This window comes from Rickettsiales endosymbiont of Stachyamoeba lipophora (assembly GCF_003932735.1).
Classification (GTDB): domain Bacteria; phylum Pseudomonadota; class Alphaproteobacteria; order Rickettsiales; family 33-17; genus RICK01.
Genome location: NZ_CP033611.1, coordinates 94,407 through 119,607 on the forward strand (window position 1 = coordinate 94,407; position 25,201 = coordinate 119,607).

A 25,201-nucleotide genomic window follows, 5' to 3' on the forward strand; every position below is an offset into this window, starting at 1 on the left:
ATATGACTATTGATTTAAACAAGTGGGAAATTGTAATTGGACTGGAAGTACACGCCCAAGTTGCATCCAACTCTAAATTATTTTCAGGAGCTTCAACCGAATTTGGAGCAGAACCTAACCATAATGTATCATTAATTGATGCAGCTTTTCCAGGTATGTTACCAAGATTAAATAAATTTTGCGTAGAACAGGCAGTTAAAACTGGAATCGGTATTGATGCAGAAATTAACCTAGTATCATTTTTTGACCGTAAAAATTATTTTTACCCCGATCTTCCTCAAGGTTACCAAATTACTCAGTTTTATAAGCCTATAGTAGAAAACGGCTCTTTACTTATACAACTTAGCGATGGTACTACCAAAACTATTGGCATCGAGCGTATTCACCTAGAGCAAGACGCAGGTAAAAGCTTACATGACCAAAGCCCTAATTACACTTATATTGATCTTAATAGATCAGGTATTGCTTTAATGGAAATTGTTTCTCGCCCCGATCTTAGATCAGCAGAAGAAGCAGCAGAATACATGAAGAATTTAAGGCTGATTTTAAGGTATTTAGGCACTTGTGATGGTGATATGGAAAAAGGCTCACTTAGATGTGACGCTAACGTTTCAGTTAGACTTAGAGGTGAGCACAAACTCGGCACCAGATGTGAAATTAAAAATTTAAATTCCATTAGATATATTACCAAAGCTATTGAGTATGAAGCTGAAAGACAGATAGAGATCATTGAGAATGGCGGTAAAATTGATCAAGAAACCAGGCTGTACGATGTAAGTACCGGTGAAACACGCACCATGAGAAGTAAAGAAGATGCTTTTGATTATCGTTACTTCCCTGACCCTGACCTGTTACCTCTTATCATTACTCAGCAATTTGTTGATAATATTAAAGCTAGCATGCCTGAGCTACCTGCGCAAAAATGTAAGCGTTATACTAAAACTATAGGATTATCAGAATATGACGCTGAGGTATTAACTTCTGAAAAAGAAATTGCTGAATATTTTGAAGAAGTAGCAAGCCAGGTCGATGCAAAGCTCGCTGCAAACTGGATCATGGGCGATCTATTTGCCAGATTAAAGAAAGAAAATCTGGAAATCATTGAATCTCCTATTAGCACTGACATGCTTGCCAAGCTAATTAAGCTAATTGAAAGTAATGTAATCTCCGGAAAAATTGCCAAGCAAGTATTTGAGATTATGTTTGATGAAAAACGTGATCCAGAAGAAATCGTTGAAAAAGAAGGTTTAACGCAAGTTACTGATATTTCTTCGATCGAAAAAATTATTGAGGAAGTATTAAACAATAACCAAGATAAGGTAGCTGAATATAAATCCGGTAAAGATAAACTTTTTGGTTTCTTTGTTGGGCAAGTAATGAAGCTATCAGGTGGCAAAGTTAATCCTGAAATACTAAATGGTATTCTTAAGAAAAAACTTTCTTCTTAATCTAAGCAATGAATAAAATAATTTTTTTCGGGTTCGGGTATGCAGCAAAACATATTGCTGCATACCTCAATCCTAAAGAATTCGAAATCATCCATACTTCTCGTTCACTTCATAGCTCTTTTTCATTTAATTACCCTGATACTATAGCTGATATTGATTTTACCAATATAACTCACATTATTATTAGCATTCCTCCAATAAATAACATGGATGCAGTATATGAGGCTTATTTACAAAAAATTATTAACAATGCTCCAAACTTAAGATTTATAGGTTATATCTCCTCAACTGGGGTATATGGCAACCATGATGGCAAGGTCGTAAATGAAGAATCTGAACTTAAAGCCTTAAAAACCAGCTCAGCTTACCGGCGCATAAAAATAGAACAAGATTGGCTCCAACTTGAACAGCTTAAACCAGGATTAGCAGTAAATATTTTTAGAATAGCAGGAATTTACGGGCCATGGCGCTCAGCATTTGAAGGCATTAATAACAAGAGTTTTATCTTACAAACCGACCAAGCATTTTCCCGTATTCATGTAGAAGACCTAGCCCAAGCAATAGTTAACGCTATACAATTTAATTTAGCCACGCAGATTTTTAATATAGCTGACGATATGCCGGCAAGTATTACCGTAATACACTTATATGCTTATCAGCTGCTTAGCCTACCCTCTCCTAAGATAGTTGATTATACTCAGGCAAATTTATCACCAATGATGCAAGAATTCTTAAATCAAAACAAAATCGTGAGCAACCAAAAAATAAAAGATATTTTACAATTACAATTAAAATACCCAAATTATAAAGAAGGCCTAAAATCAATTTTTGAGCAACATTTATATGACCCAAATTAGTGTAATCATCCCTATCTATAATGAAGAAAAGAATATTACTCCTCTGGTTAAGAAAATCTCTGAAGCTTTAATCAATTTTTCTTATGAAATTATTTTTATTAATGATGGTTCAGATGATAATTCGTTTGAAGAGATTAGTAAGCACATTAGCCATCAAATTAAATTAATTAACTTTACTCGCAATTTTGGTCAAACTCCTGCTTTACGTGCAGGAATTGATCATGCTCAGGGTAAATATATCGTTACTATGGATGGTGATCTACAAAATGATCCTTTTGACATCCCTAACATGCTTGAAGCCCTATTATCTAATCAAGCGGATATGGTATGTGGAATAAGACAAAAAAGGCAAGATCACTTAATTTTACGGACAGTCCCTAGCTCGGTTGCCAATTTTATTATCAGCGCCTTCTCACGGGTTAAAGTAAGTGATTTAGGTTGTGCTTTAAAAGTCTTTACTGCAAAGCTTGCTAAAGAACTTGAATTATATGGGGAAATGCATCGCTTTATTTCGTTACTTGCTAGTTTCAAAGGTGCAAAAGTCATTAAAGTTCCGGTAAATCATTACCCAAGACTGCAAGGAAAATCTAAATATGGATTAAGCCGCATACCTAAAGTAATAAGCGATTTTCTACTAATATTATTTTTACAAAAATACGCCCAAAAGCCTATGCATTTTTTTGGTGGCATAGCCGTATATGGGATAGGTTTTGGCCTTATGGGCCTAGTAGCTCTGCTAGTTTCTAAAATGTTATGTTATCAAATTTATAGTAATTTAATAATACACACAGTGATATTATTATTTATTTCATCTTTACACTTTATAGCTTTGGGCTTTATTGGTGAATTATTAGTACGTGTATATTTTTCATCACCAAATAAGAGGCCTTATGAAATTGATAATAAACAAACTGAAGAAGATATTTCATAATAAGCCTTTCAATTTTCTGTTAAAAACTATTGGTTTTATTATACTTTTTTATTTTATATTAACTAAAATTGATTTAAATGACTTACTTATTACTTTTAAAAAAATTAAACTAAAAACGTTAATTTTTAGCATTATACTAGTTAACATCTCTTATCTGTTTAATGCTTTACGCTTCAAAGCCTATTTAGATTACGATAATCAACAATATAGCCTTAAGGACGCCATTAACATTACCTACCGCTGTTCATTTTTCAATAGCTGCTTGCCAGGCGGAATTGGTGGAGATGGATATAAATTTCTCTTACTAAAACAGTATGGTATGAGTAAAATTAGAGCAATTCAATTATGTCTATCCGACCGAATTAGTGGATTATATGTTATAGCTATCGCTTGTTTTATATTGCTTTTAGCTACTAATATTAAATTTTTACAGGGAATACATCTTAGTTATGTAATAATTATTACTTCACTTGGCATTATTTTATCAACTATTGTTTATAATATAATCGCTCAAACCTTAAAAGAAAAGCGCGCTGCCACTGCAAAAGCTTTTATTTTTTCACTTTTGAATGAAATTGCAATTGTAATGACACAAATGGTAATTTATGGAGATTTAGGAGTTAAAATTTTTGATTTAAATTATATTTTAGCCACGCTCATTTCTTTTTTAAGCTTAATTGTACCTATTTCCTTGGGTGGAGCTGGTGTACGTGAAGTTTGCTTAGTATTTTTAAGTAATTATATCTTGATAGATGCTGATACTGCTCTACTCGGAGCTTTATGCTTCTTTTGCATTTGCACTATTATAAACATACTATCATCCATTTCTTTTTTAATAAAGATCGAACATAAATAAAATTTTTAATTTTTGTTGCATTAGTTTTCTATAATATTATTATTTGCTATATAGTTTCTGTAACTAAATGCAATTAACTTAATATAAGAGGACTTATGATGAATTTCCGCATTGACCCTTGGTTAGTTGCTAAGATTATACTTATTACGCTCAGCTTTGCGCTACCTTTACTTTCCTTGGCAGATAATAAAGCACCCAATACACCTTTTGATACTAAAACTACCTTTTATAACTCCAGCCACTTTCTAAATTAGAACATTAATTTTAAAGGTTAGCCCTACAAAATTTATTCAGCTGATGTAATAATAAAGAATACATTCAGCTCCGTTTTAAAAGAAATTTAATGGTTTTATTGGAGATAAACCTCTTTAATATAAGGAGGATGATAATCTAATTGCATGTTATTTTCTTTCATCTTTTCTAAAATCTGAAAAAATAAGTTAGTAACTATGATAGTATTAGAATTGCTAGTTCCATACTGAATCCAATAATATATAGTAAAAGTAACATAAAAATCTTTAGCCGATGAAATAGCAATTAACGGTTCAGGATCTTGTAGAATCTCAGTATCATTTTTAAATATTTTAGTCAGCATTTTATGTACTTTAACCACATCATTATTCATATGGACTTTTAGCTCTATTGACTTTCTACATTTACCCTCATCAGTTAAAGTAAAATTAACTATGGTGCTTTGTAACAAAGTACTATTAGGTACTATTATATCAACATTATCAAAAGTAAGAATTTTAGTACATCTAGCTCCTATATTAGCAACAGTGCCCATTATTTTATCATACTCAATAACATCACCAATTCTTATAGGTTGCTCAAACATCATTATAAGACCGCTAATAAAATTATTGATAATATTTTGAGATCCAAAACCAAGACCTATAGCAAGCGCGCCACCCACAAAAGTAAAGGCAGTTAAAGGAACATTAGCAATATCTAAGGCTATTAACATTGCAATGCTTAATAAAATATAATAACTAATCTTCTCTATGGCAGTAGAAGCATTAGTATGAGCACCGACAAGCCGAGTGACACGCTTTCTAAGCAGCCTACTTGTAGACCTGGCAACCTTTAATCCTACATAAAACAAAATACTGGCGATTATAAGATTAGAAATCGCTACCGGATTTTGCTTATCAATTAGAAATAATGGATAACTCCATATGTTATATATTACCTTCCATAAATTGCTAATTATAGAAAGTGCATCTAGATTACTTAATGAAAAATTTTTAGCTAACTCTAAAATACTAGGCTCATTCATATTATTCCCAAATTACTTGAGGTGGCATAGACATCAGGATAGCATCTACATTTCCTCCTGTCATTAATCCAAATTTAGTCCCGCGGTCATACAGCAAATTAAACTCCACATAACGCCCGCGCTTTACTAATTGGCGATATTTTTGTTCTTCAGTGTATGATTTAAACATATTCCGTCTTACTATTAAATCATAAATTTTATAAAATGTCTCGCCAACCTGTTGAGTAAATGCAAAATCATGTTCAAAATTACTGCTATTTACGTAATCATAAAAGATGCCTCCCACTCCTCTAGCTTCTTTACGGTGAGGTAGATAAAAATATTCATCACACCATTTTTTGAATTTAGCATAATAATCCGGATCAAATTTATCGCAACATTCCTTAAAAGCTTGATGAAAATCTTCAGTATCTACTGTAAACTCAAAAGTAGGCGTCAAATCAGCTCCTCCTCCAAACCAGTTTTTAGTAGTATTAATAAACCTGGTATTCATATGCACCGCAGGCACTAGAGGGTTATGCATATGTGCAACAAGTGAAACACCAGTTGCAAAAAAGGCTGGATTTTCATTAGCACCAGGCACTTCTTTGCGCATTACTTCATTAAATTCACCTTTGACTATTGAAATATTCACTCCAACTTTTTCAAAAACATTGCCTTTCATCAGTGAGATCTCTCCCCCACCTTCTTGCTCATGCTTCCAACTTGTTATTTCAAACTTACCAGCAACAAGCTGCTTTTCTTGGGCATAATCTTCTTCAATAGCTTCAAATACATTACGAATTTTATTACGCAACGATACAAACCACTCTGCGACTTGTTGCTGTTGGTTATTTAAATTCACTTTTGATAATAATTCACTCATGCTTGTTTATATACCTAACTACTTTATACTGGATAACCATCAACTGCTTTAACTTTACCCTTAAATAACCTATAAATTTTAACAGTATAAATCAACACACATGGTAACACTATTAATGCTCCTACTAATGTAAAAAGCTGGCTATCTACCGATGAAGAAGCCTGCCAAATATTTACACTTCGCGGTATTACATACGGCCAGATGCTAATTCCTAATCCCATATAAGATAAGATAAATAAGGCAATTGAATAAACAAATGGCTTAAGTTCTTTGCGCTTTATGATTGAGTATAACAACGCTAAAGAAATAATAGCTGTAATTAACGGTAGCCAAATCAATATTTTAAAATTTTTTCCAAACCAGCGTTCAAAAATTCCTTGGGAAATTAAAGGCGTCCATAAGCTTACTATCCCAATACAAATAATGATGGCAATCGCAAGCTTAAAAGCAAAATTATACATCTTACGTTGCAAATCACCCTCGGTTTTATAAATTAACCAAGTAGCTCCCAGCAGTGCATAACCAATGACTAAGGCTATACCACAAAAGAAACTAAAAGGCGTTGCCCAATCAAATGAGCCGCCAATAAATTCCTTTCCAATCATTTTGAATCCCTGCACGAATGTGCCAAGTACAATTCCCTGGCAGAAAGCCATCAAAATTGAGCCTACTGCAAATACCGCATCCCATAAAGGTTTGCTATGCTCAGCTTTAAACCTAAATTCAAACGATACACCTCTAAGCGCTATAGCAATCAGAAAAATGGTAAGTGGTATATACATTATAGGCAGCAAAGTAGCGTAGACATAAGGAAAAGCTACAAATAAACCGACCCCGCCTAACACCAACCAAGTTTCATTACCATCCCAAAAAGGAGCTATTGAATTCATCATTAAGGTTTTATGCTGTTCATCCTTAATCCACGGAAAAAGAATACCGACCCCTAAATCAAACCCATCTAAAATAACATACACAACCACGCCAATAGCAATAATTATGCTCCAAATGATTGGCAATAAAAATTCTAAATCCATTTTTCCCTTCGTTTATTCTTTTTCTTCATCAAGCCATGGAGTGCGATGAATTAAGTTAGCATCCTCTGGATAAAGTTTATATGGTAAGGCATATTCTTTAATGCCATGCTTAATGAATTTTATTAAATAAAACAAGAAACTTATAAAGATCAGCGTATAAACCATACCAAAAGCCATTAAGGAAAACATAACGGTGGTAGGGTGAAGAATACTTGCTGCATCTTTAGTTAGCATTACATTATGCACTACCCAAGGTTGGCGCCCGCACTCCGTAACTATCCAACCGCAAATAGTAGCAATAATCCCTGTAGGTGCAAACCAAGGTAATAACTTAAGATATACCCTGCTGCTTGATAATTTATTCTTATATATTAGATAGGCACCATATAGCCCTATCAATATAAAGCTAATCCCTAAGCCTACCATGATCCTAAAACTAAAGAAAATAGTAGCCATATATGGTCTTGCTTCTTTTGATAAATCATTAAGTCCTTTTACTTCTCCATCCATTTCATGGGTTAAAATTAAGCTAGCTAGCTTTGGAATACCGATTTCAAAATGATTAATTTGATTTTCTTGATCCGGTATAGCAAAAAGAATAAGCGGAGCTCCTTCCATACTCTCCCATCTACCTTCCATTGCCGCAACCTTATACGGTTGATATTTCACAGTGTTAAGACCATGTAAATCACCTATAATAAGCTGCATTGGAGCTAATACAGCTAAAAAACATAGTGATATTTTTAAGCCTGAAATATGCTCTTTTTTTTGGTTATCCCTAAGATAATAATAAGCACAAATTCCTACTGCTATTAAAGATGCTGAAATAAAAGAAGCAAAAATCATATGGAAATAGCGATAAGGAAAAGAAGGGTTAAAAATAATTTTTCGCCAACTTTCTACCTGTAAAATCCCGTTAACATCAATACTAAAACCTTGAGGAGTATGCATCCAGGAATTAGCAGCTAATATCCAAAAAGCTGAAATTAACGTACCAATTGCTACAATAATCGTCGAAATAAAATGCATTTTAGCAGATACTCTATTCCAACCAAATAACATAATTCCCAAAAATGAAGCTTCTAAAAAGAAAGCCGTAAGCACTTCATAAGAAAGAAGAGGTCCTAAAATATTGCCAGTAACAAGTGAAAATTTAGCAAAGTTAGTCCCAAACATAAATGACAAAGTAATTCCCGATACCACCCCTACTCCAAAAGCTAGCGCAAATATCTTAGTAAAGAACCTAGTTAGATTATAAAAATGTTTTTGCCCGGTTTTAAGCCATTGCCATTCAAATGTAGCGATAATGAGCGATAAACCTATGTTGATAGTAGGAAAAATTATATGATAAGCTAGCGCTAAAGCGAATTGAATTCTTGATAAAAGAATTGTAAGCTCTTGATCCATAATAAAGTCAATCTTTTGATATATTGTTATTCAAATTGGACCAGTTATATTTGCAACCAAGATGAACGTCAATCAATAGTTATTAATATAAGCTTATCAAAACAGTAGGTTAATAAAATGAAACAAACTATAATTCAATCACCTGCAAAAATTAACCTTACTCTAAGTGTTTTAGGTAAAAAAAATAATTTTCATTTATTAAATAGTTTAGCTGTATTTGGGGTAATTGAAGATCAATTATTGATTCAAGAAAGTAATGACTGGCAGATTAATGTTGTTGGCAACTATGCTCATTTAATAACTGGAGAAAATATTTTATATAAGCTATTCCAATTAGCTTTAAATAAGCAGAAAAACTTACCGCCCTTAAAAATTGTTATAGAAAAAAATATACCAGTAGGTGGAGGGCTTGGCGGCGGCTCAGCTAATGCTGCAGCAGTGGCTAGATATTTAAACGACAATTATCAACTTGAGTTTAGTAGCGATGAGTTAGCTACCATAGGTGCAGATGTGCCAATTTGCTATCAAAACAAACCCGTAATTTTTAGCGGTATTGGAGAAAAAATTGAGCATTTTATTACTCTTCCTAAATTATATATACAAATTGTAAATCCTAATAAAACCTTGCTCACTAAGGATGTATTTGATAAAATTAATCCGGAAGATTTTTATCAGGGTGAGATTAAATATCAAACACATTATAATAACTTAGAGTCTTTAGTAGCTGATTTACAGAAATATGGTAATAATCTAATTAAAGCTGCAAACAACTGCCTTCCAGCAGTTGGTGAATTAATAAATTGGTTAAACCTCCAACCCGGTTGCATGTATGCATCAATGAGTGGTACTGGAGCAAGTTGTTTTGCAATTTTTAATAATAAAGAAAATTTAGTAGGTTCTAACTTGAAATTTATAAAATCTTTCCCATATTATTTAAATAAAATTGGAGAAATCTAATAATATTTTATATATACAATTAAGGAGTATATCTATGGTTTTAGTCGGCAAACAAGCCCCTAACTTTACAGCAAAAGCTGTTATGGCAGATAATAAAATTGAAGAAAATTTCAATTTACAAAATTATATTAAAGGTAAATATGCAATTTTATTCTTTTATCCTTTAGATTTTACTTTTGTATGCCCTTCAGAAATTATTTCTTTTCATAATCATATTGAAGAATTCAAAACAAGGAATTGCGAAGTAATTGGTGTGAGTGTTGATTCACATTTTAGCCATCTAGCATGGAAGAACACCCCTATAGATCAAGGCGGCATTGGCCAGGTTGGATATCCACTAGTTGCCGACTTAACTAAATCAATCGCTCGTGATTATGATGTATTAATTGGAGAGTCAGTTGCTTTACGTGGCACTTTCTTAATTGACAAGGAAGGTATTGTACGTCACCAAGTAATTAATGACTTACCACTCGGCAGAAATATCGAAGAAGCAATCAGAATGCTTGATTCTTTACAATTTACCGAAAAACATGGCGAAGTGTGCCCTGCAAACTGGAATAAAGGTAAGGAAGGTATGAAAGCTGATGCAGCCGGAGTTGCAAATTACCTTGCTAAACATGCTGAAGCACTTTAATAAATTTTTTCAACTGAATTTTTAAGGCTGCTTGAGGGCAGCCTTGTCTATTGCTAATTATTCTATATTTTTATTTATTTTAAAAGGATCAAAAACTATGAGCGATACTAAACAAATTCATTCCAAAGTATTAATTATAGGTTCTGGTCCCGCAGGATATACCGCAGCAATTTATGCAGCACGTGCCAACTTGCAGCCTACCTTAGTACGCGGAATGCAACCAGGTGGGCAACTTACTATTACTACTGAAGTAGAAAACTATCCTGGATTTGCAGAAACTATTCAAGGTCCTTGGCTTATGGAACAAATGGAAAAGCAGGCAGAGCATGTTGGGACCCAACTAATTACCGATCATATTAAAAGCGTAGATTTGTTAAAACGTCCTTTTAGCGCTCTTGGTGAATCAGGTACCACCTATACAGGTGATACAGTAATTATTGCAACTGGAGCTCAAGCTAAATGGTTAGGTTTGGAAAGCGAAAGTAAATTTCAAGGATTTGGCGTTTCAGGATGTGCTACTTGTGATGGTTTCTTTTATAAAAATAAGAAATGTATCGTAGTTGGGGGCGGCAATAGTGCAGTTGAAGAAGCATTATACCTAACTCATCATGCTAGTGAAGTTGTGCTTATTCACAGAAGAGATAGCTTAAGAGCTGAAAAAATAGCACAAGATAGGTTATTCAATCACCCAAAAATAAAAGTAATTTGGAATAGTGCAATAGAAGAGATTGTAGGAGTTGAGCAACCTTTTAAATCAGTAACTGGAGTAAAAATTAAAAATACTCAAACCGGAGAAATTACTGAAATTACAACGGATGGTGTATTTGTTGCTATTGGACATAAACCCAATACTGATATGTTTAAAGGACAGCTTGAAATGGATAATGAAGGCTATCTTATTACCAATCCAGGCACTACTTACACTTCGATTGCTGGAATTTATGCCGCGGGTGACGTACAAGATAAAATTTATAGGCAAGCTGTTACCGCTGCAGGTACAGGATGTATGGCAGCATTAGATGCCGAAAAATACTTATCTAACAAAGAAGTAGCTTAAGCGCTAATTTATTTTAACTCGATGAATCTCGGTGCTTAATCTATATTTGATTGTTAGACTACCGAAAATAAGTAATATTAAAGATAGCTAGTCCTATAAGCCAGCTTGATACAACCTATTTTACTACATTTAATACTATCATTTATAATAAAAAACACCCTGGAGGCTTATTATCTAGGGTGTTTTTTAGTAGAATAATTTTATAGCTTACGCCTGTGGCTGCATTTCTGCTTGCACTGCTGCATTTCTTCTTTGCGTTTCTACTAAGGCAAAAGAAGTCGGACATCCCATCTCCAGTAGTGGAGTAGTGATTATAGTACTAATGAGCTCTACATCGTCAACTATATTCTCTAATAGATCTTCATAGCCTCCTTGGTAATTACTCTCTACTCTTATGTATGGTAGCACATAAGATAAATACCCTTTAAGGCTCTCTCCTAAGCTTTCAAAAATATCTTTACCTAAAGACATAATTAATCCTGCTACCACTAATCCTATATTGCGAGTATTAGCTTTTATAATATTAATAGAATTAAAAGTTAATAATCCTTGGATCCCTATTTTTAACAATGTAAAACTAGAATCAAGTTCAATAAAAAAAACTGGCAAGCATACGACACTTATATCAAAACCATCTTTAAGAGCCATTATAAAGTTGGTATCAGTTCTTAAAACACAAAAATAGCTAATAGCTAACGGAACTAAAGCAAAGACACCCGCTCTCACCATACGTGCAATATGAGTTAAGTTTCCTCCCTCTCTATCAAAAATACCCTTTTGCTTAATATTATTAATTAAATCCTTAAAGTTATGCTTTATTCCAAATACAAACCCATATTTGTATATTGACACCGGAATATCAATAATTGATTTCAAGCTTAGAACTCCAATTTGCACTATAATTATCCATATAGTTTTGGAAATCCTTGGAAGTAATCCATCAAAATACACCAGATTATATAAAAAATTATTACTTTCTCTATCTAAACTTAAAGAGATGAATAAATATTTCAGTGGTCTAAAAATATCTAAAAATTCAGCACGCCCCAAAACAAATCTAAACAAATTTATAACGGGCTGAAGAAGAAGCATAGGAAGCATTAAAGTCTCATTTACCAACCTACTAAATATTATTAAATATATATTATTGCTATTCCTAATCTTTGCTAAAAATTTAGAAATTATACTACCATCATAAGCCTTAAGTAACGTTAATTCATGAGATATTCTTACTAAACTAGCTCTTACCGCTTCAGTTCTGATGGAGCTCATATTTAATTCAGCAATCTCAATTTGAAGCTCTTCCCTATCTCTTAATAAATTCATAACGAGCTGCATTATTGATCCAAGTCTCACTTCTTGGCTCATAGTCTCATTAACAATTTCTTCTCTTATTCTTCTATTACTAAAGCTAGTATTATTTTCTTCACCAAATGCATCAATCTTTTGCTTCAGCTGTACATGAGAAAGGTCAAGTGCATTTAAATAATTTTTTTCATCTTCAGTAAGTTCTGTATCAACTATAAGCGGTAAGCTTTCTTGAGTTCCATCATTTCTAATATCTATATTGTAAACAAACTTGGCATGATTTATATCCAAAAGGTTTTCATTGTTATCCAGCCTTGCATCTAGGTTACCTGCCAGCCTTCTTTTTAAAAAGATTATCTCTCTGGTTAAAACATCTGCTATGATTTCTCTTACTATACCATTAGTTACACCTTCACATTCACGATCCAATCCATTATAATTACCTGGATCATTAAACAACTTATCATAATCATTAGCATCATTAGTTAAACTTTGAAGAATATTATTTATTTCTTCTTCAGAAATAGCTTCACCTAATATGACACTGATATCTTGTTTATTTTTCTCATCTGTATCTTGGCTTGAAAGTATATTATTTATTTTGGCAGCAAAAACTGATAATTTTTGTTCATTATTGATATTTTCTGGAAAGCCAGTAAGATCGGTGATGCTTATTGGTAATTCACCAAAAGCACTTTGTATACTTTTAGCCACATCATATTTTAAACCATTTGCGCTAGGCATATTAAAAATCTCTTAATTAATCATCCATCTATCACTTTAGTTTTGCTAAATCTTATATATTAAACAGCAAGCATCTCGGGTAATTTTAATAAACAATTAATAATCTATAAGCCTTGTTGATAAACCTCTGACCTTAAATAGGTTGCTTAATGTTTATAAATTAATGCTCAATTCCTATATAATCTTTATTACTTTACTTTAACTTACCACCTATAATCAACAGAGAAATAATTTAGATAATCCTCTTTAACCAGGTTTTCTAAATAGGTATCCATATGTCCAGCTACTTTTTCCATTTTTTAGGAATTTTTGGGAATATAATACCTTTAAAAAGCTTTAATAACACTAATGTAACATACAAGTTTAGTGATTTTTGCTACATTATTTACATCATGAGAATAGCTTTTGTGTATTATCAATGCTTAAATTCTGTTCTTTGCTTCTTACTCTTAGAATAATAAATCTTGATAAAACACATAACTCATAGAGCGCAGGCTACTTAGCATTTTGGATTGTGTTAATATTAATTTATAAAACCAACAAATTATATGGTGTAAGAATTTTACAATATCAGTTGCTTTAAAAACAAACTAATTAAGAAGAATGTAGTATAATTATTATTATTTTAGGATTTTTAAAGGATCTAGATATTTTTTATTATTCTTAATAATCAAATATAGCTGTGGAGTCGTTATATTTCCAGAGACTCCTACTAATCCAATAGTTTCACCTTTATTTACTATATCACCTACTTTAACCTTGATACTCTCTTGATGAGCATAAGTGGAAAGCCAGTTACCATAATGTTTAATTATGGTGGTATTACCAAAACCTGGTATTTCATCCCCTACATATACTATTTTACCACTAGCTATAGATTTGATAGTCGTGCCATTTGCAACCTTAATAGCTATACCTTTATTAGCTACACCTTGATTACTTTTACCAAAAAACTGGATAACCTTACCTCTAACCGGCCAAGCGAAGGACTCTTTTTGAATTTTTTTACTCAGCTTATATTGATTATGTGCAGATTGTTCTAATCGCTTGAAAGTATCAAGTTCATTTATTATATTACTACTTAGAGGCATATCTGCTTGAGTAAGCAACGATTCAGTACGAATTTCATCCTCACCTGATCTATCTATATAAATTCTTAATATTTGACCATTTTCTAATGAATAAGGTTTATGAATATTATTTTCATCAATAATTTGATTAGGAGAAACTGCATATAATTTGCTAAGTTGATGAATTGTTTCACCTTGTAACACTCTATGTAAAATATAATTAGGTAGTGTTATCAAAGCATATTGCGAAAGGTTTGAATTGATATCATCAATGTCATTTAAGGCAGCAACATCCTCTGGATAAACCGAATAAAGCTTAGCAAGCCTAATTGTATTAATTTTATAACCAATTTTAACTTTATGAGGAGTACTTATCCTAGGGGTAATAATTTGGTTGATTTTATCATAATCAAACCCGTAATACCTATCTCCTTTTAAATCTATAGAAGTAGGTACCTGCTGCTTACAGGCAGTAAAAAGCAATACGATCAATAATATTAAATTGAGTCTCATTATGCTATCTTAATATCTACCAGCACAATTTAAAATATCCCAAACAACGGGAAAATGCACTGAGCAATGTGTGGCAATATTAATGATTGATTCCATACTAGTTCTCAAATTATTTTCAAAAGCTTCAATATATCCCTTTTCATTCATCACTTTTAAAAATTGGTAGGCAGCTATTATGGCCGGTATCATTACCATATAATACCACTTTACCAGCAGCAGTTTTATTATTTTACCGTAACTTGAAGATACTGCGTGAAACTTATCTTTAAGAGAATTAACCTCTCGACTCATCGAGCCTTCATCAAAATCTGCCATAAATATAATTTTTGAATTTATTAGTATATAATTATAAAAGATTTAAATATTTAAAACAAGATTTTTGATTTTACAGAAGAATATTATTGCAAGGATAGAAAACAAAATGGTGTGCCCGACAGGATTCGAACCTGTGACCCTCTGATTAAAAGTCAGATGCTCTACCGACTGAGCTACGGGCACTTATTACATTTTTTGTACGCCGCCTATTTAGCAGGAATATTTCTAATATGTCAAGCAGAAATATTTTCACTTGATAAATTTATGATATTGAGTGTTAAATATATAACAGGCAATTATTAAATTATTAACTAATCGATGAGTAAAACGAAAGAACAAATATTAAACTGGTATCAAGAAGTCGGGGGTGATGAATTAATCGGTCACACCAAACAAAGCCTGATTGAACAAAGCAGTGCTACTTCTGATAAGATATTATCTAACATTAAAACAGATAAAAAAGCTTTAAAACCGCTTAATTCAGGTGTGTTAAACAATCAAAACGAGCAAAGCTCTAGTAGAGTAATTGCCGATAATTGTAATGATATACATACACTTTTTGAGCAGATTAAAAATTTTGAAGGATGCGAATTAAAACTTACTGCCACCAACACTGTAGTAGGGCAAGGTATAACCGATTCGGAAATCCTAATGATTGGTGAAGCTCCAGGAGCGCAGGAAGATTTAGAAGGAAGGCCATTTTGTGGAGATAGCGGCAAGCTATTAAACATGATGTTAGAAAGAATTGGACTATCACGAGATAAGAATTTTTTTATTACCAATACAGTTTTTTGGCGTCCACCAGGTAATAGAAGACCTACTAATGAGGAATTGGAACTATGTAGACCTTTTTTAGAAAAAATTATTGCACTTATGAAACCTAAGTTAATAATAATGGTAGGAAGTGTCTCCACCTTTAATCTAACTGGGCTTAATCTCAATATGAACCAACTTAGAAGTCAAACTATTGAGTATACTAATAGCTATTTAGAACAAAAGATTAAATGCTTTACCATCTTTCACCCTGCTTTTCTGCTAAGACAACCATCCCAAAAGAAAAGTACCTGGTTTGATTTATTAAAAATCAAGCAATATATTTTAAATAATCATATTAAACTTTAGATAAGGAGCCTACCATGAGTAAGGAAGAACAAAAGGCATCAATTAATATCAGTGGATACGAAAGTTTAGAATTATCAATCAAAACAGGCAACGAGGGCCCATCTGGAATTGATATTACCAATCTTTATAATCATGCAAAAGTTTTGACCTACGATCCAGGATTTATGTCTACTGCTTCGTGTGAATCTAAAATCACTTATATTGATGGCGAAGAAGGAATTTTAAGGCATAGAGGTTATCCTATTGAGCAATTAGCTGAAAAAAGTAATTTTATGGAAGTATGCTATTTATTACTTAACGGAGAATTGCCTAAACCTAATGAGTTGGAAAATTTTACAGCCCATATTAAACATCATCAAATGGTGCATGAGCAACTCCATTTTTTATTTAGAGGCTTCCCAAGACGTTCTCATCCAATGGCTGTAATGGTTGGTGCAGTTGGCTCACTCTCAGCGTTTTATCATGATAGCTTAGATATTCATGATGAAGAACAACGACAAACAGCAGCTTATAGAATGATTGCCAAAGTGTCCACTTTAGCGGCCATGGCTTATAAATATACCATCGGCCAACCTTTTATTTATCCGCGTAATGATTTAGATTATACAAGCAACTTTTTAAGGATGATGTTTGCCGTTCCAACCGAAGAATATGTAGCTAATCCTATAATTTCACAGGCTATGGATAAAATTTTTATTTTACATGCTGATCATGAGCAAAATGCATCCACCTCAACAGTAAGACTTGCCGGATCATCAGGGGCCAACCCTTTTGCCTGCCTTGCTGCAGGGATTGCTTCCTTGTGGGGACCAGCCCATGGTGGTGCTAATGAAGCAGTAATTAATATGCTAAATGAAATTCAAACTCCTGATCGCATTCCTTTATTTATAGAAAAAGCTAAAGATAAAAATTCAGGATTTAGATTAATGGGATTTGGGCATAGAGTATACAAAAACTACGATCCACGCGCCTCAGTAATGAGAAAAACCTGCCATGAAGTACTTACTGCTCTTAACCGTAAGAATGACCCTATGCTTGAAATTGCTATAGAATTAGAACGTATAGCTCTTCACGATGAATATTTTATTGAAAGAAAGCTTTACCCTAACGTTGATTTCTATTCCGGTATAATTTATCGAGCTCTTAAAATTCCTCCACAAATGTTTACTGTGTTATTTGCTATAGCTCGCACTGCTGGTTGGGTAGCTCAATGGAAAGAAATGATTGAAGACCCTCATCAAAAAATTGGTCGCCCTCGTCAGATTTATACAGGTTATACCAAACGTGACTATGTAGAAACAGAGGAAAGATAAGGACCGTAAACCTTAGATATTTATGCAACCTTAGATTGCACTGCGGCTAATAACAACAAGATTGGATTACAAATTAATCCAATCTTGTTGTTATTTTTAGATATATAAAACAACGTATATTCATTTTATAAGAATATCAATTACAAGAATTGAGATTAGTCTCTAAAAATATATAATCAGTATTATAATTAAAATTACCATCCCATAAAGCTTGAATTTTCTGGGGTTTAATTTAGTTACTCTTTCAAGCTACAAGCCAGATTCTGAGTGGTCATTAGATATATCGTATGGCATTTGCACTTTTTGAAAGTAACATTTAAAAATAAGCCAGCCACATTAAAGTTAAAATACACTATTATAAATCTTCCCTTAATCTGTATAGAAGAAAACCAAGCGCCTTAAGAGTTTTACCTAACACTTACAACCCAATTTAAGCCTATGGCTTGTAAGATACATATCAACCTTCAGTTGATTAAGCACATATAAATGAAAAAGCTTTAAGATAAATATTGGGATATAATTCATCCACTTGCGCAAAAGCTAAGCTTTTGTTAATCCCAACTATACCAATCTTTTTTAATTCTTTAATTCCATTAAATTTTTTAGATCAAGATTATAGCAATGAAGTACAGCCTAAATTTCAAACATATTTTGATAGTTGTAAGCAAGGATAAAGTAGCTTGTTTCCTCTTAGCTTTCACAACAAACAGCCTAGTTATATTTACCATAGCTTCTTGCTTTGTTATTCTGACCATTACTAAATATAATCCATACGATTAGAAACAAGTAACAGCAGCATGATATACAACCTCTGCTTTACTAGCAATGAATCCACTACAGCTTTAAAAAAGCAGCTAAGAGTACAGGCTTTCTATAATTAACTTACACTTTAATGCAGGCTCTAAGCGCAACACACATTTCTCTTAAGTGACATGGCTGAGTTCTACTATCCCACCATTAAAATGTTGGTTGGAGCGCTAAGCTATACCGGCGGTTTGCTGTGTCTGCTTTTGCCTCTGTCTTTTGATAGGCATGCCAATATTAGCTATTTCTTCCTTTTGGCGTCCAGGTAAAGGTGCTGTAGATTCCTTAGTTGTTCTAACGCTGTTGAGTGTAGGTAATTCAGATGATACTGGAGCGCTTACTTTTGTTTCAGGTTTTTCAGAAAATAAATCAGAAAATAAATTAGAGAAATAACGTATTGGATTAATTTTATCAGGCATTCCACCTCTCGCTAACTCAGCAATAAACTTAGGATTAAATACCTCAAAGGTCTCAAAATTATATAATGCTCTTAATGAAGCCACAGTTAACACACCTATGTAAGTAGGGAAGCTCACAGGCGCACCACACATAGTAGCTGCAGTTTCTAAAATAGCAAAACCTATAGCAAGCGAGTTATCTGTGGTTTCAGTAAAACCAAGCTTATAAAACCTCAAAAGAGCAAGCTTGCTAACAAATCCATCCTTCCATTCCATTAGCTTATCAGGATTATCGTTATAACTTTTTAAAGTTTTTTTAATCTTTTTAAATTTAAAATAATCAGCTATTTTAATTAACCCTTTTAAAACTAAGATTGCTGGAATTTGATAAGTTAAAATTTCAGGTAAGAATAAATAAAAATGAGGGTTTTTTATATTTTGGTGAAAATCATTACTCTGCATATCTTGCTCTGTCGCAACAAGATATGAAATAAATTGCATAGAGGTATTTATAATCAAAATAGGCACTATAATAGTTGCAAATGGTGAAAAAAATACTGAAGTAGCATATAAAATTAAATTTGAAAAAGAAAACATAGATTTACTCAATTTCTTTACATATTCATTTTCAAGAATGCTTTCCACCCTCTGTTGAATTAACATATTGATAGCAAATATCCAGAATGTATTTAAGTATGGGCTAATTTTGCGAATATTTCTATTAGCCGCCAATTGATCAGCCACCTTGACTGCTGCTTTAGGTGCAGTAGCATGCAATATATTAGTCAATTTTGTTGTTAAATAAGCAATTATGTTATAATAATGGCGTGCAACGAATATTTCTATTAATTGAACAGAAGTAATGGATTTTAATAGCTGGCTTATAGTTCTCATGCTAATAATACTACAATAAAGTTTGGTTTGGAGTTAATTTTAGGTTAATTGTTACATATAATAGTATAATAAATTAAAACCTTAAGCAACTATTTTTTCTATTGAACTTTTATTAATTAAATATAAAATTATTTGAAAAACGATATGAAGCTATTTTTAGACTCGGCAAATATAAAAGAAATCGAAAACCTTCTCTCAAGCGGGATGGTTGATGGAATCACTACAAACCCATCTTTAATTGCAGCTACCGGCAATAATGCACTAGATGTTATTAATAACATCTGCCAGCTGGTTAAAGGCCCGGTTAGCGCTGAAGTGATAGCAACTAATTATGAAGATATGGTTAAAGAAGGGCTAGTGCTTAGCAACATAGCAAGCAACATAGTAATTAAGCTACCATTAACTTATGATGGGCTGAAAGCTTGTAAATATTTTTCGATGCGCAATATTCATGTAAATGTCACCTTATGCTTTACAGTCACGCAAGCTTTACTGGCAGCCAAAGCAGGTGCCACCTTTATCTCTCCGTTTGTAGGAAGGCTTGAAGATAACAATCTTAATGGCATGGAACTAATTAGGCAAATTAAAACCATGTATAACAACTATGAATTTAAAACTTCAATTTTAGTTGCTTCCGTAAGAAATGTACAGCATGTTACTGAATCAGCAGTGATTGGAGCTGATGTAGCAACTATTTCTCCTCAATTAATGCGTGATTTATATTATCATCCATTAACTGATAAAGGGCTTGAAAAATTCCTTAAAGATTGGCAGGAAGCTGGGCAAAAAATTATTTAACTTATGATTAACAATCAGCTTTTAAGCGATATCATTAATAAATGGTCTCAATACTTAAAAAATCTTAGAAATTTCTCAGAGCATTCTTTGCTTGCCTATCAAAATGATCTCATGCATTTCTTAAGCTTTCTAAATAATTACCATGGCGAAGAAGTAAGCTTAACCTCATTAGATCAACTTCAAATCAGAGATTTAAGAAGCTGGATTAGCAGCAGACATAACAATGATTATGATGACAACTCTAATGCCAGAGCAATCTCAGTAATTAAAAATTTTTATAAATTTTTAATTAAAAATAATTATATTACCAATCAAACAATATTTTCTTTTAAAATAAAAAAACGTCGCAACTTACTTCCCAAGTCATTAACAGAATATGAAGCCCAAGAGGCTCTAAATTTAGTTAACGAAATTGAGGAAAATCCATGGATAGCTTCAAGAGATTTAGCGCTGATTACTTTAATATACGCTTGCGGGTTACGTATTAGCGAGGCTTTAAATTTAACATTAAACATGATTGATTTTAGTAATAAATATCTAAGAATCACTGGTAAAGGCCACAAAACTAGAATTATTCCAATAATTGAACTAGCTTTACAAAGAATTGTTAGTTACCAACAAAACTGCCCCTACTCTATTAATTCTAATACTCCGCTCTTTTATGGTTTAAAAGGAAAAAAGCTGCTTGCACCCATAGTAAATAAGAGAATTCGAGAATTAAGGGCTATTTTAAATTTAGGTGACAACATTACCGCCCACAGCTTTAGGCATAGTTTTGCTACACATCTACTTAACAATGGTGCTGATTTAAGATCCATTCAGGAGTTACTGGGGCATGAAAGCCTCTCAACCACCCAAATTTATACAAAATTAGACCAAACCACCTTAATTAAAAGTTATAATTTAGTGCATCCTTTTGCGACGGAATCACTAACCAACAAATAAAAAAATACAATAACTTCCAAAACTAACGGCTTTGCTGTGGTTTATTGCCCTGAGCAAGAAGCGGGTTAACAGGAGCATCTTTAAATAAAGCCATGCTGGACAAACCGGTCGCCTGGCCCATCATCTCCCCAACCGCAAACACTCTCAAAACGCTTTTCACTCCCCCATCTCCGGCTTGCAAAATACTATCAAACATCTTAAACATCTGAGATCCTAGTGCATTTTTTGAGGTATGCTCTAAAGATTGAGTAATATTTCCCTGGGTTACACCAAAGCTTCTTTTACCCTCTCCTGCTCCCATAGCACTGCCACCTCCGCTGCTACTTGCACTTGGTAGCCGTTCTTGTATGTTACTTATTTGCCCTGAAGTTAATCCTCCAGACAATTGTGGATTCATAATATGATTCTCTTTAATTAAAATTAAATATAATATATTATAACATAATTAATTAAAATTTTCAAAACCTGATAAGTTAATTTTAGTATGAACAAAAAAATTAAAGTTTCTGCTTCTATTTTAAGCTGTGATTTTAGCAATTTACAAAGTGAAATCTCAAAGATTGCTCAAAGCACCGCTGATTATCTACACCTTGACGTAATGGACGGAAATTTTGTGCCCAATATTACCCTTGGAGCAGAAATTATTAAACAAATTAGACCTTATAGCACTCTTCCCTTTGATACTCATCTGATGATCAACAATCCTGAGCAACATATTGCTGCATTTGCTCAAGCTGGGTCAGATATTATTACCATTCATCAAGAAGCGGTTATTCATTTAGATTCCGCTATTACTCAAATTAAATCTTTTGGTAAAAAGGCTGGCGTTTCGATTGTGCCTACAACTCACGAATCAAACCTTGAATATATTTTAGAAAAAATAGATTTAATATTAGTTATGACGGTTAATCCTGGCTTTGGAGGACAAAAATTTTTAACTTCACAACTTAAAAAAATTGAGCAAGTTAGAAAGATGATCGATAAAATCAACCCTCAAGCTCTGTTGGAAGTTGATGGAGGCATTAATGAGCAAACTGCTAAATTAGTTATCGAAGCCGGCGCAGATGTGTTAGTATCTGGCTCATATTTATTTAATCACCCCCAAAGTTTTAATACTGCTATAAAGAGCCTAAAAAATGAGTAATAACTTTATCATTGCTTATACTACCATTGATAATTTTGAGAAATCCAAACAAATTACGGTTCAGCTGTTACAAGAAAAGTTGATAGCTTGCGCAAATATCATTCCTAATGTTACCTCTATTTATGAATGGAATAATCAAATTGAGATAAATAATGAGTATATTATGCTCTTTAAAACTCAAGAAAATTGCTATAGTAAACTACAAGCTAGAATTTTAGAAATGCATCCTTATGATACTCCCTGCGTAATTAAGTTTAAAATTGCAGATATTGAAAAAAATTTTGGAAAATGGCTTGCCAACTCGATTAATATGCGCTAAAAATAACAAGCTTATTTTAAGAATGTTGGGGTGTCGCCAAGTGGTAAGGCAACGGTTTTTGATACCGTCATGCGTAGGTTCGAATCCTACCACCCCAGCCATTTTTTAAATTTAACAACAACCTAATTCCCACCCTATAAGCTTTTCATTATTATATAAAATAAAAATTATATTAAAAAAGGCTTGATAATTCCTATCAAACCCTTTTTATCAGATAATTAATTAAGTATAAATATACTTAATTAATTATAAATACTTTCTTTGCCAACTCTGATTTAAACTTCTTTCCTCTTGTGATATTTTATTACAATAACTTGAGTTGTTCATAATCTTACTTCCAAAGAAGTTTTCCTGGCCATTTCCATATTGGCATAGCATTCTCTTGGCAGTGAGTCTTTGAATTTTATCAACCAAAACATTATTGATAGCATAAGTAGTAGCTACACCAGCTACAGCAGCAACTGTGGTAAGAGCTAAATTAGCTAAACTTGCAAATTGAGCTGCAGTTAAGCTAATTCCTATGGTTGTTGCAAGTTTGGTTAATCCAACAGTTATAACACTAGAAGCAATAGCAGGAGTAATAATGCTAGCAACAGTAAGGATAGCAGCCACAGCACCTAAAGCAACAAAACCTACTTTAAAAAGGCGATTACAGTTTATAGCAAAACCATATTCTTTACGAGCTGCTTTTAACTGCTCTTCTAAAGTAGCACAATAATGATCAACGAATTTAAACAAATCAGGCCCTTGCCAATCTAGAGGGTCGCAATTCTTTCTTAATATATGAATATTAGGAAATTCATCTGCTAGCTCAAATAATATATCCCGTACTAAGACATCAGCATGCATCTCGAAATTAGCTTTTCTATATAATTCTAAAGATTTAAGTACGTATATTGCTAGCATTTCAGCAAAGTTGTTATTATTTTCATCTTTACCTGCAGCTGCAATTAACTGCTCACGTAGACGAGTAAATTCTAAATAGTAAGGTGAAGTACCTTCAGGGTGGTCATGATGATCAGCATACCTTACTCCAGCTGCTACTCTTTGCCCAGAATTTACATCAATTCCAGCTCTGCGGCTTGCATATGCAGACATATTAGCTCTCCTTATAATTATAAATTTAATATCTATTAACTGTTTAAAGGAAATCTATTGCGCATAAGGTAAAAGTCAAGCAAACATTAGCAGTAGGTAAATATTTAATAAATATCACGCTATATGTTAACTTGAGTACCATTTATGATAATATTTATACAAACAATATTTTATGGAAATCAAGATACTTAGACATCTTTCCAACTATAAACTAATCCTCTTGTTCTTTTCTTAAGCTAGCTTGAAGGCAAGAGAGCTTGCAAAGTAGGAATATACATATTAAAAGCCATAATATCTTTATAATATGTAGTTCGAAGTATATCCACTATGGATAGCCACTACGAAAAATTTTTCCTTTATAAAACATCCATTACATTAGCAAGCTATATACAGCTTACCTTACTATTACGCCCCATACAACATATTAACATATTAATCTTTACTTTGCTTTATATTTATATATAATTAATAATTAACTAATAAAATATATTAAATTATTAAATTATAGAAGAAATTATGGATAAAAAAATAAAACAACTTATAGATCTTGGATTTTCGTACAACAAGCTCATCAAATTAAAAGAAGCTATAACTGCAAATAAATCATGGGCTTTTTCACAAATGCTAACGAGTGCCGATAAAATAGAAAAGCTTATAGGACTTAAATTTTCTCCTGAGCAACTAATAGAAGTATGTGAAGTTAATACAGCAGGCTTATTCACACTATTACAAACCGATCGAACAGCAGAGCTTATAGGAGCTAAATTTACACCTAAGCAATTGATAAAAATAACTAAAACTAATAGCAATGTTATATATGATTTACATCATTGGATCCATCAATTAAGAGAACTTTTAGAACTTGGATTCACTACCGAGCAGATATTAGCTAATATCAACTCTCTAGAATACTTATGTGCCAACATAGATAAAGCAAAAGAGCTCATAGATACAGGAATGACACCTTCTGATAAGTAATATTAGCAAATGACTTTACAAAGCTAAATAGTGCTTTAAATAACCCTCAACAATCCTGGGTAGTAAGGTACATAACCCTTACCGAAAAGGAATATACAAGGGGAGCAATGGAA

Annotated in this window: 25 protein-coding genes and 2 tRNA genes; 16 read left to right on the plus strand and 11 right to left on the minus strand. The window is 32.7% G+C overall.

Translation table 11 applies throughout. The features are described 5' to 3' along the window. Positions 1–2 precede the first annotated feature (2 nt). From gatB to EF513_RS07845, 5 genes are all read left to right on the plus strand, one after another. Entirely contained in the window at positions 3–1,448 is a 1,446-nt protein-coding gene (gatB, locus tag EF513_RS00375; RefSeq protein WP_125215439.1) for an Asp-tRNA(Asn)/Glu-tRNA(Gln) amidotransferase subunit GatB, read from the plus strand. 8 nt (positions 1,449–1,456) lie between these two features. Then, on the plus strand, positions 1,457–2,305 hold the full coding sequence (locus EF513_RS00380; RefSeq protein ID WP_125215440.1) for an NAD-dependent epimerase/dehydratase family protein: 849 nt from the start codon (positions 1,457–1,459) through the stop codon (positions 2,303–2,305). Further along, on the plus strand, positions 2,292–3,236 hold the full coding sequence (locus tag EF513_RS00385) for a glycosyltransferase family 2 protein (protein WP_125215441.1): 945 nt from the start codon (positions 2,292–2,294) through the stop codon (positions 3,234–3,236). The genes EF513_RS00380 and EF513_RS00385 overlap by 14 nt, the downstream gene beginning before the upstream one ends. Further along, positions 3,196–4,092 (plus strand): lysylphosphatidylglycerol synthase transmembrane domain-containing protein, encoded by an 897-nt coding sequence (locus EF513_RS00390; RefSeq protein ID WP_125215442.1) that lies wholly within the window; start codon positions 3,196–3,198, stop codon positions 4,090–4,092. The genes EF513_RS00385 and EF513_RS00390 overlap by 41 nt, the downstream gene beginning before the upstream one ends. Positions 4,093–4,187: 95 nt before the next feature. Beyond that, positions 4,188–4,346 (plus strand): hypothetical protein, encoded by a 159-nt coding sequence (locus tag EF513_RS07845; RefSeq protein WP_164503776.1) that lies wholly within the window; start codon positions 4,188–4,190, stop codon positions 4,344–4,346. Between the two features lie 95 nt (positions 4,347–4,441). On the opposite strand, the gene EF513_RS00395 is transcribed toward EF513_RS07845, so the two are convergent. The 4 genes from EF513_RS00395 to EF513_RS00410 are packed head-to-tail and all read right to left on the minus strand — an operon-like array spanning position 4,442 to position 8,677. Beyond that, positions 4,442–5,371 (minus strand): mechanosensitive ion channel family protein, encoded by a 930-nt coding sequence (locus EF513_RS00395; protein WP_125215443.1) that lies wholly within the window; start codon positions 5,369–5,371, stop codon positions 4,442–4,444. Between the two features lies 1 nt (position 5,372). Further along, positions 5,373–6,236: an oxygen-dependent coproporphyrinogen oxidase gene (gene hemF, locus EF513_RS00400; RefSeq protein ID WP_125215444.1), complete on the minus strand. Its 864-nt coding sequence runs from the start codon at positions 6,234–6,236 to the stop codon at positions 5,373–5,375. Between the two features lie 23 nt (positions 6,237–6,259). Then, positions 6,260–7,270, minus strand: a complete 1,011-nt coding sequence (cydB, locus tag EF513_RS00405) for a cytochrome d ubiquinol oxidase subunit II (RefSeq protein WP_125215445.1) — start codon at positions 7,268–7,270, stop codon at positions 6,260–6,262. A 12-nt stretch (positions 7,271–7,282) separates the two neighbouring features. Further along, positions 7,283–8,677, minus strand: coding sequence for a cytochrome ubiquinol oxidase subunit I (locus EF513_RS00410; protein ID WP_125215446.1), 1,395 nt, complete (start codon positions 8,675–8,677; stop codon positions 7,283–7,285). Positions 8,678–8,794: 117 nt separating this feature from the next. Between EF513_RS00410 and EF513_RS00415 the strand changes: the two genes are divergently transcribed. The 3 genes from EF513_RS00415 (at position 8,795) to trxB (ending at position 11,325) form a co-directional block, all read left to right on the plus strand. Then, the gene (locus EF513_RS00415; protein ID WP_125215447.1) at positions 8,795–9,634 is read left to right on the plus strand and encodes a 4-(cytidine 5'-diphospho)-2-C-methyl-D-erythritol kinase; all 840 of its coding nucleotides are present in this window, start codon (positions 8,795–8,797) and stop codon (positions 9,632–9,634) included. Between the two features lie 34 nt (positions 9,635–9,668). Beyond that, positions 9,669–10,268 (plus strand): peroxiredoxin, encoded by a 600-nt coding sequence (locus tag EF513_RS00420; RefSeq protein ID WP_125215448.1) that lies wholly within the window; start codon positions 9,669–9,671, stop codon positions 10,266–10,268. Between the two features lie 97 nt (positions 10,269–10,365). Next, positions 10,366–11,325, plus strand: coding sequence for a thioredoxin-disulfide reductase (gene trxB, locus EF513_RS00425; protein ID WP_125215449.1), 960 nt, complete (start codon positions 10,366–10,368; stop codon positions 11,323–11,325). A 207-nt stretch (positions 11,326–11,532) separates the two neighbouring features. On the opposite strand, the gene EF513_RS00430 is transcribed toward trxB, so the two are convergent. From EF513_RS00430 to EF513_RS00445, 4 genes are all read right to left on the minus strand, one after another. Continuing rightward, positions 11,533–13,377: a hypothetical protein gene (locus EF513_RS00430; protein ID WP_125215450.1), complete on the minus strand. Its 1,845-nt coding sequence runs from the start codon at positions 13,375–13,377 to the stop codon at positions 11,533–11,535. Positions 13,378–13,997: 620 nt separating this feature from the next. Further along, positions 13,998–14,960 carry a M23 family metallopeptidase gene (locus EF513_RS00435; RefSeq protein WP_125215451.1) on the minus strand — a complete coding sequence of 321 codons (963 nt, stop codon included), beginning with the start codon at positions 14,958–14,960 and terminating at the stop codon, positions 13,998–14,000. A gap of 9 nt (positions 14,961–14,969) precedes the next feature. Then, positions 14,970–15,275 carry a hypothetical protein gene (locus tag EF513_RS00440; RefSeq protein ID WP_125215452.1) on the minus strand — a complete coding sequence of 102 codons (306 nt, stop codon included), beginning with the start codon at positions 15,273–15,275 and terminating at the stop codon, positions 14,970–14,972. A 107-nt stretch (positions 15,276–15,382) separates the two neighbouring features. Continuing rightward, positions 15,383–15,458 (minus strand) — tRNA-Lys (locus EF513_RS00445). 135 nt (positions 15,459–15,593) lie between these two features. Between EF513_RS00445 and EF513_RS00450 the strand changes: the two genes are divergently transcribed. Further along, positions 15,594–16,397, plus strand: coding sequence for a uracil-DNA glycosylase (locus EF513_RS00450; RefSeq protein WP_125215453.1), 804 nt, complete (start codon positions 15,594–15,596; stop codon positions 16,395–16,397). Between the two features lie 14 nt (positions 16,398–16,411). Continuing rightward, complete coding sequence (locus EF513_RS00455; protein WP_125215454.1) at positions 16,412–17,710, plus strand: citrate synthase; 1,299 nt, start codon at positions 16,412–16,414, stop codon at positions 17,708–17,710. A gap of 977 nt (positions 17,711–18,687) precedes the next feature. Here EF513_RS00455 and EF513_RS00460 read toward each other — a convergent pair. Further along, entirely contained in the window at positions 18,688–19,806 is a 1,119-nt protein-coding gene (locus EF513_RS00460) for a hypothetical protein (RefSeq protein WP_125215455.1), read from the minus strand. A 144-nt stretch (positions 19,807–19,950) separates the two neighbouring features. Between EF513_RS00460 and fsa the strand changes: the two genes are divergently transcribed. Then, positions 19,951–20,604, plus strand: a complete 654-nt coding sequence (fsa, locus tag EF513_RS00465; protein WP_125215456.1) for a fructose-6-phosphate aldolase — start codon at positions 19,951–19,953, stop codon at positions 20,602–20,604. 3 nt (positions 20,605–20,607) lie between these two features. Then, positions 20,608–21,549 (plus strand): tyrosine recombinase XerC, encoded by a 942-nt coding sequence (locus EF513_RS00470; protein WP_125215457.1) that lies wholly within the window; start codon positions 20,608–20,610, stop codon positions 21,547–21,549. A gap of 22 nt (positions 21,550–21,571) precedes the next feature. Here the strand turns inward: EF513_RS00470 and EF513_RS00475 are convergent, their stop codons facing one another. Further along, a complete protein-coding gene (locus EF513_RS00475) occupies positions 21,572–21,946 on the minus strand; it encodes a hypothetical protein (protein ID WP_125215458.1) in 375 nt (124 codons plus the stop codon). Positions 21,947–22,033: 87 nt separating this feature from the next. Between EF513_RS00475 and rpe the strand changes: the two genes are divergently transcribed. The 3 genes from rpe (at position 22,034) to EF513_RS00490 (ending at position 23,113) form a co-directional block, all read left to right on the plus strand. Next, complete coding sequence (gene rpe, locus EF513_RS00480) at positions 22,034–22,693, plus strand: ribulose-phosphate 3-epimerase (RefSeq protein ID WP_125215459.1); 660 nt, start codon at positions 22,034–22,036, stop codon at positions 22,691–22,693. Then, entirely contained in the window at positions 22,686–23,012 is a 327-nt protein-coding gene (cutA, locus tag EF513_RS00485) for a divalent-cation tolerance protein CutA (protein ID WP_125215460.1), read from the plus strand. Before rpe ends, cutA begins: the two co-directional genes overlap by 8 nt. A gap of 26 nt (positions 23,013–23,038) precedes the next feature. Further along, positions 23,039–23,113 (plus strand) — tRNA-Gln (locus tag EF513_RS00490). 145 nt (positions 23,114–23,258) lie between these two features. On the opposite strand, the gene EF513_RS00495 is transcribed toward EF513_RS00490, so the two are convergent. Next, positions 23,259–24,110: a hypothetical protein gene (locus EF513_RS00495; protein WP_125215461.1), complete on the minus strand. Its 852-nt coding sequence runs from the start codon at positions 24,108–24,110 to the stop codon at positions 23,259–23,261. Positions 24,111–24,626: 516 nt separating this feature from the next. Between EF513_RS00495 and EF513_RS00500 the strand changes: the two genes are divergently transcribed. Then, positions 24,627–25,088, plus strand: coding sequence for a hypothetical protein (locus EF513_RS00500; RefSeq protein WP_125215462.1), 462 nt, complete (start codon positions 24,627–24,629; stop codon positions 25,086–25,088). The last annotated feature ends 113 nt before the right edge of the window (positions 25,089–25,201 follow it).

What these genes read in the sequence shown, in the direction of transcription:
- gatB (WP_125215439.1), top strand. Translation starts at nt 3, where the DNA reads ATGACTATTGATTTAAACAAGTGGGAAATTGTAATTGGACTGGAAGTA.
- EF513_RS00380 (WP_125215440.1), top strand. Translation starts at nt 1,457, where the DNA reads ATGAATAAAATAATTTTTTTCGGGTTCGGGTATGCAGCAAAACATATT.
- EF513_RS00385 (WP_125215441.1), top strand. Translation starts at nt 2,292, where the DNA reads ATGACCCAAATTAGTGTAATCATCCCTATCTATAATGAAGAAAAGAAT.
- EF513_RS00390 (WP_125215442.1), top strand. Translation starts at nt 3,196, where the DNA reads ATGAAATTGATAATAAACAAACTGAAGAAGATATTTCATAATAAGCCT.
- EF513_RS07845 (WP_164503776.1), top strand. Translation starts at nt 4,188, where the DNA reads ATGATGAATTTCCGCATTGACCCTTGGTTAGTTGCTAAGATTATACTT.
- EF513_RS00395 (WP_125215443.1), bottom strand. Translation starts at nt 5,371, where the DNA reads ATGAATGAGCCTAGTATTTTAGAGTTAGCTAAAAATTTTTCATTAAGT.
- hemF (WP_125215444.1), bottom strand. Translation starts at nt 6,236, where the DNA reads ATGAGTGAATTATTATCAAAAGTGAATTTAAATAACCAACAGCAACAA.
- cydB (WP_125215445.1), bottom strand. Translation starts at nt 7,270, where the DNA reads ATGGATTTAGAATTTTTATTGCCAATCATTTGGAGCATAATTATTGCT.
- EF513_RS00410 (WP_125215446.1), bottom strand. Translation starts at nt 8,677, where the DNA reads ATGGATCAAGAGCTTACAATTCTTTTATCAAGAATTCAATTCGCTTTA.
- EF513_RS00415 (WP_125215447.1), top strand. Translation starts at nt 8,795, where the DNA reads ATGAAACAAACTATAATTCAATCACCTGCAAAAATTAACCTTACTCTA.
- EF513_RS00420 (WP_125215448.1), top strand. Translation starts at nt 9,669, where the DNA reads ATGGTTTTAGTCGGCAAACAAGCCCCTAACTTTACAGCAAAAGCTGTT.
- trxB (WP_125215449.1), top strand. Translation starts at nt 10,366, where the DNA reads ATGAGCGATACTAAACAAATTCATTCCAAAGTATTAATTATAGGTTCT.
- EF513_RS00430 (WP_125215450.1), bottom strand. Translation starts at nt 13,377, where the DNA reads ATGCCTAGCGCAAATGGTTTAAAATATGATGTGGCTAAAAGTATACAA.
- EF513_RS00435 (WP_125215451.1), bottom strand. Translation starts at nt 14,960, where the DNA reads ATGAGACTCAATTTAATATTATTGATCGTATTGCTTTTTACTGCCTGT.
- EF513_RS00440 (WP_125215452.1), bottom strand. Translation starts at nt 15,275, where the DNA reads ATGGCAGATTTTGATGAAGGCTCGATGAGTCGAGAGGTTAATTCTCTT.
- EF513_RS00450 (WP_125215453.1), top strand. Translation starts at nt 15,594, where the DNA reads ATGAGTAAAACGAAAGAACAAATATTAAACTGGTATCAAGAAGTCGGG.
- EF513_RS00455 (WP_125215454.1), top strand. Translation starts at nt 16,412, where the DNA reads ATGAGTAAGGAAGAACAAAAGGCATCAATTAATATCAGTGGATACGAA.
- EF513_RS00460 (WP_125215455.1), bottom strand. Translation starts at nt 19,806, where the DNA reads ATGAGAACTATAAGCCAGCTATTAAAATCCATTACTTCTGTTCAATTA.
- fsa (WP_125215456.1), top strand. Translation starts at nt 19,951, where the DNA reads ATGAAGCTATTTTTAGACTCGGCAAATATAAAAGAAATCGAAAACCTT.
- EF513_RS00470 (WP_125215457.1), top strand. Translation starts at nt 20,608, where the DNA reads ATGATTAACAATCAGCTTTTAAGCGATATCATTAATAAATGGTCTCAA.
- EF513_RS00475 (WP_125215458.1), bottom strand. Translation starts at nt 21,946, where the DNA reads ATGAATCCACAATTGTCTGGAGGATTAACTTCAGGGCAAATAAGTAAC.
- rpe (WP_125215459.1), top strand. Translation starts at nt 22,034, where the DNA reads ATGAACAAAAAAATTAAAGTTTCTGCTTCTATTTTAAGCTGTGATTTT.
- cutA (WP_125215460.1), top strand. Translation starts at nt 22,686, where the DNA reads ATGAGTAATAACTTTATCATTGCTTATACTACCATTGATAATTTTGAG.
- EF513_RS00495 (WP_125215461.1), bottom strand. Translation starts at nt 24,110, where the DNA reads ATGTCTGCATATGCAAGCCGCAGAGCTGGAATTGATGTAAATTCTGGG.
- EF513_RS00500 (WP_125215462.1), top strand. Translation starts at nt 24,627, where the DNA reads ATGGATAAAAAAATAAAACAACTTATAGATCTTGGATTTTCGTACAAC.